The organism is Endozoicomonas sp. NE40, from assembly GCF_040549045.1.
GTDB lineage: Bacteria > Pseudomonadota > Gammaproteobacteria > Pseudomonadales > Endozoicomonadaceae > Endozoicomonas_A > Endozoicomonas_A lisbonensis.
In genome coordinates, this window is record NZ_JBEWTB010000002.1 from 309,353 (window position 1) to 325,475 (window position 16,123).

At 49.4% G+C, this 16,123-nt stretch carries 12 protein-coding genes and 7 tRNA genes; 15 read left to right on the forward strand and 4 right to left on the reverse strand.

Translation table 11 applies throughout. From position 1 onward, the window contains the following. Window positions 1-262 precede the first annotated feature (262 nt). From acs to V5J35_RS02470, 11 genes are all read left to right on the forward strand, one after another. Window positions 263-2,224: an acetate--CoA ligase gene (acs, locus tag V5J35_RS02420; protein WP_354009739.1), complete on the forward strand. Its 1,962-nt coding sequence runs from the start codon at window positions 263-265 to the stop codon at window positions 2,222-2,224. A 217-nt stretch (window positions 2,225-2,441) separates the two neighbouring features. Continuing rightward, window positions 2,442-2,518, forward strand: a tRNA-Met gene (locus tag V5J35_RS02425). A gap of 119 nt (window positions 2,519-2,637) precedes the next feature. After that, window positions 2,638-2,714 (forward strand) — tRNA-Met (locus V5J35_RS02430). Between the two features lie 119 nt (window positions 2,715-2,833). After that, a tRNA-Met gene (locus V5J35_RS02435) sits at window positions 2,834-2,910 on the forward strand. A gap of 105 nt (window positions 2,911-3,015) precedes the next feature. After that, window positions 3,016-3,092: transfer RNA gene (locus V5J35_RS02440), tRNA-Met, on the forward strand. 105 nt (window positions 3,093-3,197) lie between these two features. Further along, window positions 3,198-3,274 (forward strand) — tRNA-Met (locus V5J35_RS02445). A 105-nt stretch (window positions 3,275-3,379) separates the two neighbouring features. Further along, window positions 3,380-3,456, forward strand: a tRNA-Met gene (locus tag V5J35_RS02450). Window positions 3,457-3,520: 64 nt separating this feature from the next. Further along, window positions 3,521-3,597 (forward strand) — tRNA-Met (locus V5J35_RS02455). Window positions 3,598-3,643: 46 nt separating this feature from the next. Beyond that, window positions 3,644-4,534, forward strand: a complete 891-nt coding sequence (locus V5J35_RS02460) for a patatin-like phospholipase family protein (RefSeq protein ID WP_354009740.1) — start codon at window positions 3,644-3,646, stop codon at window positions 4,532-4,534. Window positions 4,535-4,686: 152 nt separating this feature from the next. Then, window positions 4,687-5,268, forward strand: a complete 582-nt coding sequence (locus V5J35_RS02465; RefSeq protein WP_354009741.1) for a DJ-1 family glyoxalase III — start codon at window positions 4,687-4,689, stop codon at window positions 5,266-5,268. 179 nt (window positions 5,269-5,447) lie between these two features. Continuing rightward, the gene (locus tag V5J35_RS02470; protein ID WP_354009742.1) at window positions 5,448-5,849 is read left to right on the forward strand and encodes a hypothetical protein; all 402 of its coding nucleotides are present in this window, start codon (window positions 5,448-5,450) and stop codon (window positions 5,847-5,849) included. Between the two features lie 144 nt (window positions 5,850-5,993). Here V5J35_RS02470 and V5J35_RS02475 read toward each other — a convergent pair whose 3' ends face one another. Next, window positions 5,994-7,694 (reverse strand): AMP-binding protein, encoded by a 1,701-nt coding sequence (locus tag V5J35_RS02475; RefSeq protein ID WP_354009743.1) that lies wholly within the window; start codon window positions 7,692-7,694, stop codon window positions 5,994-5,996. Between the two features lie 344 nt (window positions 7,695-8,038). On the opposite strand from V5J35_RS02475, the gene sctD reads away from it, so the two are divergent. Genes sctD through V5J35_RS02495 form a run of 4 tightly spaced genes read left to right on the forward strand, consistent with a single transcriptional unit; the run spans window position 8,039 to window position 10,451 of the window. Further along, on the forward strand, window positions 8,039-9,532 hold the full coding sequence (gene sctD, locus V5J35_RS02480; protein WP_354009744.1) for a type III secretion system inner membrane ring subunit SctD: 1,494 nt from the start codon (window positions 8,039-8,041) through the stop codon (window positions 9,530-9,532). Further along, on the forward strand, window positions 9,510-9,767 hold the full coding sequence (locus tag V5J35_RS02485; RefSeq protein WP_354009745.1) for an EscE/YscE/SsaE family type III secretion system needle protein co-chaperone: 258 nt from the start codon (window positions 9,510-9,512) through the stop codon (window positions 9,765-9,767). Before sctD ends, V5J35_RS02485 begins: the two co-directional genes overlap by 23 nt. Window positions 9,768-9,789: 22 nt before the next feature. Next, a complete protein-coding gene (locus V5J35_RS02490) occupies window positions 9,790-10,056 on the forward strand; it encodes an EscF/YscF/HrpA family type III secretion system needle major subunit (protein WP_354009746.1) in 267 nt (88 codons plus the stop codon). Window positions 10,057-10,076: 20 nt separating this feature from the next. Next, the gene (locus tag V5J35_RS02495) at window positions 10,077-10,451 is read left to right on the forward strand and encodes a tetratricopeptide repeat protein (RefSeq protein WP_354009747.1); all 375 of its coding nucleotides are present in this window, start codon (window positions 10,077-10,079) and stop codon (window positions 10,449-10,451) included. Window positions 10,452-10,457: 6 nt separating this feature from the next. On the opposite strand, the gene V5J35_RS02500 is transcribed toward V5J35_RS02495, so the two are convergent. The 3 genes from V5J35_RS02500 to V5J35_RS02510 form a co-directional block, all read right to left on the reverse strand. Beyond that, a complete protein-coding gene (locus tag V5J35_RS02500; protein ID WP_354009748.1) occupies window positions 10,458-13,859 on the reverse strand; it encodes a glycosyltransferase in 3,402 nt (1,133 codons plus the stop codon). An 11-nt stretch (window positions 13,860-13,870) separates the two neighbouring features. After that, window positions 13,871-14,299, reverse strand: a complete 429-nt coding sequence (locus V5J35_RS02505) for a CesT family type III secretion system chaperone (RefSeq protein ID WP_354009749.1) — start codon at window positions 14,297-14,299, stop codon at window positions 13,871-13,873. A gap of 128 nt (window positions 14,300-14,427) precedes the next feature. Further along, window positions 14,428-16,023 carry a Na+/H+ antiporter NhaC family protein gene (locus V5J35_RS02510; protein WP_354009750.1) on the reverse strand — a complete coding sequence of 532 codons (1,596 nt, stop codon included), beginning with the start codon at window positions 16,021-16,023 and terminating at the stop codon, window positions 14,428-14,430. Between the last annotated feature and the right edge of the window lie 100 nt (window positions 16,024-16,123).

Here is a 16,123-nt window from a genome sequence, read left to right on the forward strand (position 1 = left end):
GATTGTACAGTGTGAACTCAGTTCACAAACTAACGCCCTGTGCGATTCTGGTTACTAGCAAGTAGGTGCTATTGGCGGCAGGTTTTACCCACCGCCTTTTTTGTTTGTAAATTGTCCATAACTATACAAACAGCTGCACAAAGGGCTAAACAATGGCCTGTCAGGAATAAGACAAAGGTCTAATTCCCCGGAGCGATACCATCCGTAAGATTAGTCACTGACATCCGAACACTATAAAAATAACAACATCAGGATACATTGTATGAGTACCGGTACCTCCCACGGCACTGTTTACCCTGTCTCTCCAGAACTCAAGGCTCGTTCACTGGTTGATAACGAGCGCTATCTGGCCATGTATCAGCAGTCGATTATTAACCCTGAAGGCTTCTGGCGTGAACATGGCCAGCGGATCGACTGGTTTAACCCATTTACAAAAGTAAAAAAAGTTTCATTTGACGATCACTTTGTTGATATCAACTGGTTTTACGACGGTACCACCAATGCTTCCTACAACTGTCTGGACCGTCATCTGGACACCAGAGGCGATCAGGTAGCCATTATCTGGGAGCCTGATGAAGAAGGCGAAGCACGCAAGGTTACCTACAAAGAACTGCACGAACAGGTTTGCCGCTTTGCTAACGCCCTGAAAAGTCAGGGTGTTCGTCAGGGTGATGTAGTCGCCATCTATATGCCAATGATTGTTGAGGCCATTGTAGCCATGCAGGCCTGCAGCCGCATAGGTGCTGTTCACTCTGTGGTATTTGGAGGTTTCTCACCGGAGGCTCTGGCTGGACGAATTATCGACTCCAGCGCCAAAGTGGTGATTACTGCCGATGAAGGCGTCCGTGGTGGCAAGAAAGTCCCACTCAAAGAAAACGTTGACGAAGCCCTGACCCACCCCGGTATCAAGTCCATCGAAAAAGTCATCGTTTATCGCCATACGCAAGCCGACATTGCCTGGCACGAACACCGGGACGTTTCCTGGACTGATATGACCGCCATTGCGTCTCCTTACTGTCAGCCCCGGGAAATGAATGCCGAAGACCCTCTGTTTATCCTTTATACCTCAGGCTCTACCGGCAAACCTAAAGGCGTTCAGCACACAACTGGTGGCTATCTCGTTTATGCTTCCATGACCCACGAATACGTCTTTGACTATAAACCGGGAGAAGTTTTCTGGTGCAACGCTGATGTCGGCTGGGTAACGGGTCATTCCTACGTCACTTACGGCCCGCTGCTTAATGGTGCCACCATCGTTATGCACGAAGGCTTACCCAACTACCCTGAAGTGAACCGGATCAGTAAAATCGTCGATAAGCACAACGTTAATATCCTCTATATTGCTCCAACGGCCATTCGGGCATTGATGGCGGAAGGCGACAAAGCGGTAGAAGGTACAAGCCGCCAGAGCCTGAGATTGCTGGGTACCGTGGGAGAGCCCATTAACCCTGAAGCCTGGCACTGGTATTACAAAACAGTGGGGGAAGAACGCTGCGCCATTGTTGATACCTGGTGGCAAACCGAAACCGGTGCTGCCATGCTGACACCCTTGCCTGGCGCAACAGACCTGAAGCCAGGTTCTGCGACCCGTCCTTTCTTCGGTGTACAACCCGCCCTGGTGGACAACGCAGGCCTGTTAATTGAGGGAGAAGGAGAAGGCAATCTGGTTATCCTCGACAGCTGGCCAGGCCAGGCAAGAACGGTATTTGGCGACCATGACCGCTTTATCCAGACCTACTTCACTCACTTTAAAGGCATGTATACCACGGGGGATGGTGCGCGCCGGGACAAAGATGGCTATTACTGGATCACAGGTCGTGTTGACGATGTACTGAACGTTTCAGGTCATCGCATGGGGACAGCAGAAATTGAGTCCGCCATGGTCGCCCATAAGAGTGTTGCTGAAGCGGCGGTGGTTGGCTTCCCTCACAACATCAAGGGCGAAGGTATCTATGTCTATGTTACTTTGAACTCCGGTACCGAATATTCAGACGAGCTGAAATCTGATTTACGACAGTGGGTTCGTAAAGAGATCGGCCCTATCGCCACACCCGATATTATCCAGTGGGCGCCAGGTCTGCCAAAAACCCGTTCAGGAAAGATCATGCGTCGGATTCTGCGCAAAATTGCCTCAGGCGATTACGACAACCTGGGGGACACTTCCACCCTGGCCGACCCGACTGTAGTCGATCATCTGATCCGCGACCGGGCTCTGGCCAGCTAAACAGGCACTGCGGCCGGTGGAGAATACCACCGGCTAGCGCCTCTGCCTGATTACTCACTCATCGCCGTATAGCTCGTTGTATAGCTCCATACTTTAATGCCCTCCTGTGTAAACCAGTTAATTATCCAGTCACAATAAAAATCTTATATTTTTCAATAAAAAAGAAACTTATTATTGACTTTAAGAATGATCGTCCATAAGATTCGCACCTCGTTGATGCGGGGTGGAGCAGCCTGGTAGCTCGTCGGGCTCATAACCCGAAGGTCGTCAGTTCGAATCTGGCCCCCGCTACCAATTTTATACAACAGTGTTTTTTACTGTTGTAACAACGACGGTCACACTTACCAGTGCAGTGATCAGTCTACAGACTCTTTTATAGACGCGTTTTATAAACTCGTTTTATAAAGAATGGATGCGGGGTGGAGCAGCCTGGTAGCTCGTCGGGCTCATAACCCGAAGGTCGTCAGTTCGAATCTGGCCCCCGCTACCAATTTTATACAACAGTGTTTTTTACTGTTGTAACAACGACGGTCACACTTACCAGTGCAGTGATCAGTCTACAGACTCTTTTATAGACGCGTTTTATAAACTCGTTTTATAAAGAATGGATGCGGGGTGGAGCAGCCTGGTAGCTCGTCGGGCTCATAACCCGAAGGTCGTCAGTTCGAATCTGGCCCCCGCTACCAATGTTATACAACAGTGTTTTTACTGTTGTAACAACGACGATCACATTGACCAGTGCAGTGATCAGTCTACAGACTCTTTTATAAACTCGTTTTATAAAGAATGGATGCGGGGTGGAGCAGCCTGGTAGCTCGTCGGGCTCATAACCCGAAGGTCGTCAGTTCGAATCTGGCCCCCGCTACCAATTTTGCACAACAGTGTTTTTACTGTTGAAACAACGACGATCACATTGACCAGTGCAGTGATCAGTCTACAAACTCTTTTATAAACTCGTTTTATAAAGAATGGATGCGGGGTGGAGCAGCCTGGTAGCTCGTCGGGCTCATAACCCGAAGGTCGTCAGTTCGAATCTGGCCCCCGCTACCAATGTTATACAACAGTGTTTTTACTGTTGTAACAATGACGATCACATTGACCAGTGCAGTGATCAGTCTACAGACTCTTTTATAGACTCGTTTTATAAAGAATGGATGCGGGGTGGAGCAGCCTGGTAGCTCGTCGGGCTCATAACCCGAAGGTCGTCAGTTCGAATCTGGCCCCCGCTACCAATTTATTGATATTTCAGACATCAATGTCAGATCTGATTTTCAATTGAAAATTTTCAAATTTAGATGCGGGGTGGAGCAGTCTGGTAGCTCGTCGGGCTCATAACCCGAAGGTCGTCGGTTCGAATCCGGCCCCCGCTACCACCATTTGATCAAATCGGCTTGTCCGGTTTTTTTGTTCTTCAGGTCAATGCAATCCTCCGATCTCTCCAATCAGCCCAAAACCGCTCTCATTGTTGAAGGCGGTGGTATGCGAGGCGTATTTGCTGCCGGCGTGCTTGATGCTTTTGCCGACAAGAGACACAAGCCTTTTGCTGGCTACTACGGCGTTTCAGCTGGCGCTCTCAATCTGCTCTCATTCCTTTCCGGTCAGCGAGGACGAAACCTCGACATTTATACCAGTACCTGTCTGGAACCCAACTTCATCAGCCTTGCCCGTCATATTCGCGGTGGCAACCTGTTCGATCTGGACTGGTTTTTTGAAAGAATCAGCAAGCAGTTTACCATTGACAGCCGTCGCTTCTATCAGACTCTCGAAAGCAGTCACATGACTGTGGTGACAACCTGCACCCGCACCGGCTATCCGGTTTATCACGAAATAACACCGGATACTGACAGGGACGACCTGTTCAATATCCTGAAAGCGTCCAGTGCATTGCCTATGATTTATCGCTCTCCAATCCATGTTGACGAGCGAACATTGATGGATGGCAGCCTTTCCGACCCTTTGCCTGTCATCAAGGCCATTGAAGACGGCTTCAAAGACCTGGTCATTATTCGAACCAGAGAAAGCAACTATCGGAAAACGACATCGTCCAGCAATCGCCTTCTGGCCTGGCAGTTTCGCAAGCAGCCCGCGCTGTCCAGCCTGATTCGCCAGCAGTACGCTATCTATAACGAAACGCTCGACCAGCTTGATGATTTTCGGGAAAAAGGTATTTCTATCACCGAAATTTGCCCGGAGACGCCACTTAATTCGACCCGTAGTACACGCAACCGCAATCGACTGGTGGCTGACTATCATCGAGGTTATGCCATTGGGTATAACCTGCTGGGTCAGGACACCCCTTTAACGGAGTGACAGGCATTCAGCCTGTCCCCCCCCTTTCTTCAGACACCTTACCTCTTCATAAAAAAACAACCCTCTGGCGTTCTTGTAATTCCCGACTAGGCTATGTACTGCCAGCATTCTCGACAGTAATTTACGGTCTATGCCGTTACGAGAGGTTACTTATGTCCAGACCCGTTCTCGTCCCCATTGCACAAGGCTGCGAAGAAATTGAAGCAGTGACCATCATAGACACTCTGCGCCGGGCTGGAGCTAAGGTAACGGTTGCAGCCTGTACCAGCGATGACAGTCTGGATATCGAAGCTTCCAGAGGCGTAAAACTGACCGCTGACACGCATATCAACCATTGTCGCGACAATACTTTCCATATGATAGCGCTCCCCGGCGGCATGCCCGGCGCAGCGAACCTGAGAGACTGCGAACCTCTGATTCAGTTATTACATGAACAACAGCAGGCTTCCCGATGGTACACCGCTATTTGTGCTTCACCCGCCGTTGTACTGGCACACCATTCATTGCTGGATAATGTCAGTGCCACCTGCTACCCCAGCTTTCTTGACCAGCTTGAAGGCGCGCTTCCCCGACCAACCGATCCGGTTGTTATCGACCAGAAAAACAAAGTTATCACAGCCCAGGGACCAGGCAATGCCATGAGCTTCAGCTTTGCTCTCATTGACGCTCTGTATGGCAAAGACACCCACAGACCTGTCGCAAAACAGATGATCGCCGACTGGGCCATTCACTAAGAGTCAATTCACTGAAGATTGAGTAATGTTGAAGCCGTGGCCGGAAGTGCTTGAGCAATGAATCCGAGTTCAGGATTTCATTTGATCGACTACTTATGCTTATATTGGAAATAAGGGTTTAGAAAAAGCCAGTACGGACGCTAGCACTACCAATAATAAACCTGAGAGGTATGCCATCAATGGAAAGCGTTATCTTAATCGCAATCAGTGCTTTTGCTCTTTATTATCTCAGCCTTAAGCAGGATCACATGGCTGACACCATGCTTGCCGAAGCGTTTGATCGGTTCGAACGCCGATACAACAACGTGACTTATTCCTGTCACGAATCAACAGTCGTCAAAAAAAAACTGTTCAGCTTTCCAGACGTACCCTGCATTCCTTCTATTAACTTCAATGTTCGCGCCCTGTGCCTGACAGAAAGCGGGGACTGGTTCTGGTTTGACGCCAGCATTCGTCTGATGAAAATCCATTCTACCAGTATTACACCGGCAACCAGCCAGGAAGCCAGCGAAGCCCTGAAGGATGACCCGGAATGTTTCAGCCGCTATTTTTCTGACAAAAAGCCAGCCAACCATGCATAGCCATACAAACGACAGTACAATAACAACAGGATGATAACTACGAACAGGTAGCGGAAAGAATGGTTCCTTTAGCTGTTTACGCCACCAGCAAAGTACTGAGTGGCGTTTTTTTCAGGAAGCCGCTTCTAATACCAATCGCAATAATTAGCTATTCAACTCCTCACTGCGCAGCTCTTTTCTCAGAATTTTCCCAACCGGCGTCATGGGAAGCTCATCACGAAACTCAACCTGCTTCGGCACTTTGTAGGCGGCAAGGTGCTGGCGACAATATTCAACCACTTCGTCTTTGCCCAGTTCTTTATCCCGGGCAATAACAAACAGCTTTACCGCTTCTCCGGTTTTCTCATCAGGCACCCCAATGGCCGCACAGTTATCTACCTTGTCAAAACCACTGACAACATCTTCAACTTCGTTAGGGTATACATTAAATCCGGACACCAGGATCATATCCTTGATGCGATCAACAATGCGCACAAAGCCGTCTTCCTGAATAACAGCCACATCTCCCGTTTTCAGCCAGCCATTCTCATCAAGCACCTCTCTGGTGGCGTCTTCATTTTTCCAATAGCCTTTCATTACCTGCGGCCCTCTGACGCACAGCTCTCCGACTTCATTGACGGGTAATTCATTACCACTGTCGTCCAGTATCTTCAGGGCAGTATCTGGAACAGGCAAACCGGCTGTTCCCAGCTGCGACAATTCCCCGATTGGGTTAATGCACACCGCCGGGGTACATTCAGTGAGTCCGTAGGCTTCTGAAACACGACAACCGGTTACCTTATGCCAGCGCAGACCAGTGTCTTCCTGCAGTGCTGTTCCTCCAGACAGTGTGAACTTCAACCCCGAAAAGTCACACTGACTGAAATCAGGGTGATTCATCAAACTGACAAACAGCGTGTTAAGCCCAACAAACCCTGTAAATCGCCAGGGCTTGATAAATTTAATAAAGGTTGCCGTATCCCTTGGATTAGCAATAAGAATATTGCGATTCCCAAGGTACGGCATACACAACAGATGTACGGTAAAGGCATAGATATGATAAAGCGGCAGAGGCGCAACAATAATCTCTTTGCCCACTTCCAGCCCCTGCTGTCCGGAACCCATTTTCTGCGACAGAACCTCCTTGGCCTGTAGCATATTGGCAATAAGATTACGATGGGTCAGTACGGCTCCCTTTGCCACCCCGGTGGTACCACCGGTATATTGCAACACCGCCGGATCATTCAGGTCAGCCGCTTCCGGCGGCTGATAGGGCAAAAGACTCCCTTTTTTCAACACCTCACGAAAAGTAATGGAAGGTTTCAGCCCATGAGGCGGAACCATTTTTTTCACATACTTTGCTGCAAAGTTAATCAGTTGCCTTTTGGGCGCAGGCAACATATCTGCCAGCTGGGTGGCAATCAATACTTCAATACTGGTTTCTGAAACCACTTCTTCAACCAGATGCGCAAAGTTTTCCAGATACACCAGCGCTTTTACATCAGAGTCCCTGAACTGATGCAGCATTTCCCTGGCGGTATAAAGAGGATTGGTATTCACTACCACCAGCCCGGCTCTGAACGCGCCATAAACCGCAATGCAATACTGCAACAGGTTGGGCATCTGGATGGCAATCCTGTCCCCGGGCTTCAGGGCAGGACAGCTTTGAAGCCAGGCAGCAAAATGCTGGCTGTATTGATCAACATCAGCAAAACTCAGAGTATGTCCAATGCTGGTAAACGCCGGGCGACTTGCATTTTTGGCAAGCATACTGTTTATCAGCGCCAGCACATTTGGATAACTGTCAGGGTTAACAGAGTTATCAACCCCTTCGGGTCGCTTGTCATTCCAGAAACTGGTTTCCATTGGTTACTGCCCCATTATATTATTTTTATCGTTATGGATGGTCAAATTACCAGCGCCTCAGGCTGCTGAACATCAGGAAACTACCGCGACAATATTAAAAGCAACCGACAAAATATTCCAGAAAACATCATCATTCACCCACAAAATATCACCTATACACCTCTATGACTTCAGGGTGGTAAAGCCCTGCGTATTCACTTACTCTAATATTGAGTACCACTATTAAGTACCAGCACGGCTCCGGATCAGGATGATCAGATCAAACGACAGGGACTGCAAATCACCGCATTCAGCCATTGATTCCTTCCCTCTCGCCCGCGTTATAACTACGGCGAGGTGCTGCCGTGGGTGAATACTATCTGAAGATTCTGTCCGGCAATCACATTGGTGCTGAAATACCTCTGGAACCGGGACAGTATTCACTGGGGAAAGATGAAAGCTGTGACCTGGTTCTTAGCGATGCCTCTCTTCGTGACAATGAGCTGATTATCCAGATCACTCCTGAAGGACAGCTCAATATTTTTCCTAAACACGAGGAAGAACCGCTTTATCACAACGGGCAGCCTGTTGAAAAACCATTCACCATGGCGGCCTTTGAGGTCATCACTGCCAGCAATCTTTTTTTTACACTTGGACCGGCTGATGCAGACTGGCCAGATATCACGCTGCCCGAGCTGCAGCGACCAGAGCCTGAGGCAAAGTCAGAAGAAATCGATAGTGACTCCACCTCTGAAGGAGAAGACAGTGATGACGGACTTCCCGACGTTGACCTGGACGAAGATGATGGCAATGAAGATGATGTCGACGACGATCTTGAACTGGGCGATGAAGCGGACTTCCTGACCAGTGAGGAAGATTCTGACGATGAGAGCAACAAGCCAGCCCCTCCCCCTGCGATCATCAAGAAAATTCTGATCGGGCTACCTCTTGGCCTGATACTCATCATTATACTGCTGGCAGTCTTTCTCATAACTGAAGAAGCCCCCCAAACTACCGCCCCCGAAAACCAGCCCATTGATTACGCTCAGCAGGCGAAAACCGTCAGGGATGAACTCAACCAAAAACATGTTCGGGTCAAGAAACTACCTGACAAAAGCGTTCTGCTGACAGGCTACACCAACACCCTGAAAGACAAACAAAACTTTCTGCGTAACCTGCGCGAGCAGAACATTCCCTTCACCTCACAGCTGGTGATTATGAACGAGCTGCGAGCGAGTGCTGACGCTCTGCTGCAAAACCGGGGCTATAGCGATATACGTCTGGAACTGGACAATACGCCCGGCTCTCTGGTCATGACCGGTTATGTCGCCAGTGCCGAAGAATTGACGAATTTGATCGATATGCTCAAACAGGAAATCCATGGTCTGGTATCTATTGTCGACCAGGTAGAAAATCAGTCGAGCCGACTGAATACGCTCAAGTCCATGCTCAGGGAAAAAAACCTGAGCTCCCGCATTCATCTGGTGCAAAAACCCAATCTTATTACTCTAGAAGGCCACCTTTTGGACGATGAACAGGTATATAACCTGAATGATGTTGTCTCTCGTTTCAGGAAAAGGTATCGGGACAACCCTGTACTAAAGGTCGCCACTCGCTCTGCGAACAACAATAAAGACCAGAAAGCGGGGCTGCTGCCCTCCCTGAGAATCCGGGGAATCAGTATGGGAAGGGTTCCGTATGTCATTATGGAAGATGGGGGCAAGTACCTGATCGGGGCAAAACTGGCGAACGGGTATATAATTGAAGATATTAACCTCGACTATCTTTTATTAATAAAAGGAACTGATCGGGTCAAATACCGTCTTGGAGGGAACCGTGACGGACAAAAAAAACAGTGAGATTATCAACCTTTCCGGAACTGAAGATCTCCTGCTCAATGACAAAAGCGGCGAATATCGTGAACAGCTCCTAAAGCAGCTGATGGATGAAGCATTTCGCCTTAAAACGCTTGTCGATCAGGGCAACGCTCCCGACGAATTTGAAAAAAACACCAGTATGATGCTGGCGTTACTGGCGGCTGCCGACGTGGTAGACCACACCTGGGAAAAACATCACAAACAGCCCTCAGGCTGACAGCTCAAAGGGAGCATAAACTATGGCTCAAGGCGGAACAGGTGGATCAACGGGCGGCGCTACTGGTAATAACTTCAATTTCGACCAGATACAGTCTACATTCGGCCAGAAAGCGAACGAGCTGGATATAGAGCTGAAAAACAAAATCTCCACCATGGACCCGAACAGCACCAAAGACATGGTCGCTTTTCAGGTCGACTTTAACAAATACATGATTATTGAAGGTCTGCGATCCAGTATTATCAAGTCCATCAAAGATACCATCCAGAGTATTATCCAGAAACTGTAGGCACAGGGAGAGCTTAAGTCATGGCTGACGATTCACTGATTAAAACATTGGCAGACATCGGCTTTATGGCCACCTCCAATAATATGTCCAAGCAGGCCTTTGCTATTTTTTATGGACTGGAAAAAGCTCGCCCTGACAGCCCTGTTTCCCACATCGGTTACGCCTTCCAGTATATGAACAAGAAACTGCACAAGGATGCACTGGATATTCTGCACAAAAAAGCCCTGCCTCTGGATAAAGACAACCCGACTACCAAAGCGTTTATTGGTCTGGCACTGATGTTTGAAGGAAGAAACAAGGAAAGCGAAGACTTTCTATCCGAAGTATCTGCTCAGGACGACGACAGCGCCAGAATCATGGCCAAAGAACTTCTGGCTCACATTCGGCAAAGCTAAGCCCCACTAACCAGACAGCGACTCTCTGATGGCCTGTCTGACATCTTCAGGCATATTCCAGCCCGGTACCAGCTGTTGTGTAAACCAGACATCAAGCATACCGACATAGGCTTCAACAAAACGATGCCTGACCGCCTCATCTTTCAGACCGTCCAATAACTCCCTGACGCTGTCCATGACATCGGTATTGAAGTATTCCCCGGCAACCGATTCTGTAAATCCATCGTATAGCCGAACAGAAAGCTCTCGTCCTCCCATCAGGCTGGTGTAGATAGGAAGCTCAAGCCCGAGGATGCTCTCTGCCAGAGAATCATCCAGAAGCGTCACCGCTTCCTGCCACTCGGGCTCAACCCATCTCTGACTCACCTCCCCGGCCAAAGTCATCCTTCTGGTCAACCGATGCACAAAAGCATCAATACGCTTATTATCCAGCGATTGCAGGGCTGAAGCTGTTTGAATGTCACACAATAATTTCTTGGCTTCATTAAGGTTCATAAACGGCTGGTAGCGAATCTGATAACCCTCAAGCCCGGACAACAATGCCTTACATTCATCACTATGCTCTGCCATAGCCGCTATAACCTCAGCGAACCCAGCCAATATATCCTCAGCAAACCGGGGCATGGGATTGCAATCCAGGCTATTCTGCCCCTCTATCGTCAGCAGATGCATCAGCACAGGCTTGAATTGCTGGGGCTCAACCTCAAGCAATTCACCATTCACCAGCTTAACAGAACAGGAGGCAAGCCTGGCTATATGAAAGTCCTGCCACAGATGGTTCAGCCCGGTCACCTCTAAGCTACTGCCATCAAACCCTCTTAAGAAAGCCGTTTCTGGCTGCTTCAACTCATTCAGCAACCTGTGATAGCACCCCCTGTGAAAGGCGGTTTTCGGGTCAATCAAATAAATCATGCCATTACGGCTGATCAGGTTTTGCTGGTGTAAATCCGCCACCCCCAGCAGCAACACATAAGCCAGAAGACCACCCGTTTGACGGTAATAATTCCTGGCCTCATCCGTCGACAGAGTTAGCCCCGATTCATCATAATCCAGAAATTCTGCATAACCATAGTGAACCTGCCTATCAGCAACAGACTCCTGTCGACACAGAAGCTGGTGTGTACCTATCTGAACCTGTGACTGAACCTGTATCAACCACTGATTAACCTGCTTAACCACCTGTCCATCCGGATCAGTCAGTGCATGATCCACTCGCATATCTCTTGCCTTGTAAACGAGCTTCTGGCCATTATCAAAAGTCAGCAAAAAGACCGAGTATTCCCGATGATGCGAAAAGAAATCGACCCCGGCCAGAGCGCCAGCCTGACTGCCCCAGACCTCGCCGTAGGTCGATTGAATACTCTCCATATCCTGCTGCACCCTGCGCAACAGGCAGCGAACACTGCGTAAATACCTGAAAACCAGCACCCGATGGGAACGATACCAGTACGGCCAGGACCGGGCCAGAAACTCAACCCCACCCGCCTGCTCCAGCGCTTCAAGCACTTCGCTGTAGGCGGTCATTTTCTGCTCCCGGGCAAACCAGCCAATGGCCTGAAGCAGCGCACCATCCAGAATACTGACCAGCTCATTCCCCAGAGCCAGCAGCAACAAAGGTTTATGCTCATTAAATGGAGCAACAGCCTTCGACAAAACAGCCATACCGGAAGCCAGAAAGGGTTGCAAAAGATGTGCTCGTCTCTGCTCAGGAAAAGTCAGCTTATAATCATCACCTGAATCATCAGAGTGAATCATTTTGACAAAAGAAGCGCTTTCAGACCCGGCTTCCGACAACTTTAACAGCTGGTATTTCAGCATCCACGCAAGGGTAAAACGAATCGACTGCCCCTCATGCAACGCCTCCAGGGATGCAACTGTTCTGGACTGAATACATTGTTCCAGCAACTGATAGATAACGTCCTGATCCAGCCATCCCTTAAGCTCGGAGAAATGAAAACCATGTTCCGACTGAATCAGAACCCTCAACCCACGATCGGTTGTAACAAGATTTCGGGACAGCTCCAGCTGTTCAGAAGGGTAGTGACCAAACACATTATGAAATGCCAGACCGGCAGGCCGCCCCTGACGATAAGCGACTGAAGCCGCCTCTTTTCCCAGCGCCACCGCCATTTGCTGATAAGCATCAATCAGTCCTGGCCAGGCAAACTGCTCAACAAAATGCCGCCTTCCGGCTTTACCTGCCTGTTGTCGTAAACCATCATCCGTCAACAGACCTGCAAGCACATTGACCAGAGCCTCGATATCAACAGATACACTCTGAGCTTCGATCAACCGGGCCTGCGGCGCATGCAAAAGACTCAAAGAACGATTAACAGCCTCATTATTCACACCCATCGTGGGAATCAGGTAACCATTCACTTCGTTCTCTACCAGCTCACGGTAGCCATTCCAGTCAGACAGAACGACAGGCACTTCATCACGCATGGCTTCCAGAGGCGTTATTCCAAAGCTTTCCTGCACATTATCAGCAAGAGACACAAAAACATCCGCCGCCTTATAAAGCTGATGTTTTTTGCTTTCATCAATCGACAACTCAAAGCGAAGATGGTCTTCAAGGTTTAGCTCATAGGCTCGCTTCAGCAGCGACTGCACATAAGGGCCACCAGCATCCCCGGAACCGGCGATCACCAGCAGAAAATCATCAATCCGCCACGCTTCAACCAACTCATTCAGGGCAAGGAGCAACGGGTGAATGTCCATTTTATCGAATGGCGATAAGCGCCCAAGACAGAGAAGTATTTTCTTATCATCTGGCAGGTTCAACGACTTTCTTACAGCGTCTTTACTCTCCTGACATTCAGAATCCACTTCAAGACCCAGCCCCTGCTGCTCAAGCCGCCCACGATAAGGAAGCGCAATCCCCAGACTGTCACTGATCGACGCCGAAGCGGTCGAGAGCAAACGCTTGACCACCTGCCTCTGGGAAACAGAACTGCACAGAATGGCATCGCAGCTTTTCACCGGCGACATCACCAGGTCCTTAATTCTGGAGAGCCCCGGATCATCACTCATCGTATGAGCTCTGCCCACCACAGGAAAACACTTCGGGGCATGGTGGTCGCGCAAAGCCACCAGGTCTGAAATATACGGATCACCGCAATGAAAAACGGCATAAAAGCATTGGGAAAAATAATCCGGTAACTGGTGAACGCTGATCAGCCTGATCACCTTATCTGAACCATAGGCATCAAAATGCGGTTGCCATGCAGATCGAAACCCTTCAATCTCCGCTGGCATCAGAAACAGGTGCAACTCGGTAAACTGACTGTGGCGAACAATCGCTTTCAAAAAAGAATCATTAGCATTCTGAAGCCCGTTATACCCCAACTGCTTTCCGGGCCTGTGGGTAACGAGACAACCAAACAAACCATTTTGCAAAACGCTCATCAGGCCTCCCGTCAGGGCATGATCATAACGGGCGCAGAAGGCATAGTCAGCGCATCTTCATTAATCAGTGTCAGAATATATTCAAAGTTATTCGCGAACTCAGCCAGGGCTTCTTCAATAATATCTTCATTAAGCCCAAGCGCCGTTCGGGTCGTTGACAATGAGAGTTCGTCCGAATCCGGTTCAATACATAAGCTGATTCTTTGGGTCTGGATCAACCCCAGATGCTTCTGCAGAAGCTTCTTGAGAAGTTCTTCCTGCTCATCGGCTCTGGAAGGTAATTTGGCGATAACGCCGTGGAGATAGAACTTGCCATTCGCCTGAAAGCAGGCAAGCTCAATACGATCATCAACGGAAATGTAGTAACGGTTGTCTCTGAACTCCAGCTCCCCCATCTGGTTGCGCCGGGCTACAGACTTAATCAGATTATCAAAGCTCATAGCATCCCTGCTTGCTTGATACCCCACCCACCTCCCGGATAACCTGACGGAATTCCGGAACTGTGTATCGAGGTAGAACGAATGAAAGACATCCTTGTCTTTCGCCTTCATTCTTTCAGTGTAGGGGGTTATTCCTTGACAAGTACAGTATCTTCAGGGGTGTTTGAATAGCCTGACAACTTGCGGAACAACATCAGAAGCAGACCAAAGACCACCAGAGCTGTAGTAAAGCCTGCAGCTGCAGAATCTGCCATACCCATGACCAGGTAGCCCGACATGGCAACCACTGCGACACCCAGAGCATAAGGCAGCTGAGTCGTTACATGGTCAATATGGTGGCAGGAAGCACCGGTGGAAGAGAGGATCGTCGTATCAGAGATCGGAGAACAGTGATCACCAAATACCGCACCCGCCAGAACCGAAGCCAGCATCGGCAACATCATGGAGATCTCTGCCGCAGCAGCCATATCACCCGCGATAGGCAGCATGATACCAAAGGTACCCCAGCTGGTTCCGGTAGCAAATGCCATGGCGCCGGACACCAGAAACAGAATCATTGGCAGATAGCTGGGTTCCAGAGAAGAGCTGCTGACCAGTCCTGCCAGATAACGGCCGGTTTCCAGAGAGCTGATCACATCCACCAGCATCCAGGCAAAGACCAGAATGTAAATCGCTGGCAACATGGAGCGCACACCTTCAATAATGGCCTTGCTCCAGGCCGGACCGTCCAGGTCATGACGAATCATGCGCACCATGGTAACCGCCAGACCAATCAGGCCACCGTATACCAGAGAGTGAACCACATCCGTATTTTCAAACGCGCCCAGGACAGAGAATGCCTCACCCGCTTCGGACAGGGCTACACCGCCGGTAGCAATCAAAGAGGCGGTCGTTGCAATGACCAGAGTAACCACCGGAATCACCAGGTCAGATACCGTACCTTTAGAGCTTCTGCCCAGCTCAGCGCTGGCACCAGGAGGAGTGCCTTTGCGGGCATCATACAGTTCACCTGCACGGGCACGACGCTCGTGGGTACGCATGGGACCAACATTCAGATCCATCCAGGCACTGCAGATAACAAGCGCCAGAGCAAATACTGCGTACAGATTCATCGGCACCATGGCAACGAAAGCAGAAATCGCACTGATATCGGTGATTTCATGAGTCGCCAGAATCGTACCTATCAGGGCAATAATGTAGGCACCCCAGCTGGACACCGGCGTAATCACACAGACAGGCGCCGCTGTAGAGTCAATCAGGTAGGACAGCTTGGCACGGGATACACCATGGCGATCGGTCAGGGGACGGCTTATATTACCCACAGCCAGACTGTTAAAGTAGTCATCAATAAAGATAATCACACCAAGCAGAACCGTCAGCAGCTGAGAACCCTGGCGAGTCTTAACCCGCTCACGAGCCCAGTCTCCGAAAGCACGGGCACCACCGGAAATATCAATCAGGGTGGTGATAACCCCCAGCAACATCAGGAACAGCAGAATAAAAACACTGTCAACATTAACGCCTTCATCCCAGAAAACACCAATAAAACTCTTACCGATGTAGGTAAGGGAATCCAGGGGGCTGTAACCGGTCAACAAAAGGGCACCGGTCAGGATACCTGCCCCCAGGGACAAAAGTACTTTACGGGTAACAATCGCCAGTAAAATAGCGACGACAGGGGCTGCCAGAGATAACGGCGAGTGACTAAAACTTAATAAATCCATAAAACTGATCTCGTAATAACAAGTCATTCCATAAGGCCGTTATCCTTAACAGGCTATTATTCAGTTTGACTTGCAGGTGTCAGATCAGGAGGCAGTTGGA

What these genes read in the sequence shown, in the direction of transcription:
- acs (WP_354009739.1), top strand. Translation starts at nt 263, where the DNA reads ATGAGTACCGGTACCTCCCACGGCACTGTTTACCCTGTCTCTCCAGAA.
- V5J35_RS02460 (WP_354009740.1), top strand. Translation starts at nt 3,644, where the DNA reads ATGCAATCCTCCGATCTCTCCAATCAGCCCAAAACCGCTCTCATTGTT.
- V5J35_RS02465 (WP_354009741.1), top strand. Translation starts at nt 4,687, where the DNA reads ATGTCCAGACCCGTTCTCGTCCCCATTGCACAAGGCTGCGAAGAAATT.
- V5J35_RS02470 (WP_354009742.1), top strand. Translation starts at nt 5,448, where the DNA reads ATGGAAAGCGTTATCTTAATCGCAATCAGTGCTTTTGCTCTTTATTAT.
- V5J35_RS02475 (WP_354009743.1), bottom strand. Translation starts at nt 7,694, where the DNA reads ATGGAAACCAGTTTCTGGAATGACAAGCGACCCGAAGGGGTTGATAAC.
- V5J35_RS02490 (WP_354009746.1), top strand. Translation starts at nt 9,790, where the DNA reads ATGGCTCAAGGCGGAACAGGTGGATCAACGGGCGGCGCTACTGGTAAT.
- V5J35_RS02495 (WP_354009747.1), top strand. Translation starts at nt 10,077, where the DNA reads ATGGCTGACGATTCACTGATTAAAACATTGGCAGACATCGGCTTTATG.
- V5J35_RS02500 (WP_354009748.1), bottom strand. Translation starts at nt 13,859, where the DNA reads ATGAGCGTTTTGCAAAATGGTTTGTTTGGTTGTCTCGTTACCCACAGG.
- V5J35_RS02505 (WP_354009749.1), bottom strand. Translation starts at nt 14,299, where the DNA reads ATGAGCTTTGATAATCTGATTAAGTCTGTAGCCCGGCGCAACCAGATG.
- V5J35_RS02510 (WP_354009750.1), bottom strand. Translation starts at nt 16,023, where the DNA reads ATGGATTTATTAAGTTTTAGTCACTCGCCGTTATCTCTGGCAGCCCCT.